The organism is Cobetia sp. SIMBA_158 (assembly GCF_046566945.1).
Classification (GTDB): domain Bacteria; phylum Pseudomonadota; class Gammaproteobacteria; order Pseudomonadales; family Halomonadaceae; genus Cobetia; species Cobetia amphilecti.
In genome coordinates this window covers 1-231 of sequence record NZ_JAWJYL010001192.1, presented here as the reverse complement: position 1 = coordinate 231, position 231 = coordinate 1, and the positions used below count along the sequence as shown (strand labels likewise).

Below are 231 nucleotides of genomic sequence, written 5' to 3'. Positions count from 1 at the left end.
CACATTATTTAAGAAGTGACGGTCATGGGAAACAACGATGACAGTGTTTTCAAAGTTAATCAAGAACTCATTCAACCAGTGAATGGCTTCAATGTCTAAATGGTTCGTCGGCTCATCGAGTAAAAGAACGTCTGGTTTACCAAATAAAGCTTGTGCTAACAATACTTTTACTTTTTCAGAACCCGTTAATTCGCTCATTTTCACATCATGTAAATCTTCTTTAATGCCTAA

General features: G+C 35.9%; 1 protein-coding gene. It reads right to left on the bottom strand.

Annotation, left to right across the window (positions count from 1 at the left end; all coding sequences use genetic code 11):
* Positions 1–231: ATP-binding cassette domain-containing protein (locus tag R2R70_RS23510; RefSeq protein ID WP_410979422.1), on the bottom strand; the 231-nt coding region annotated here is incomplete at both ends.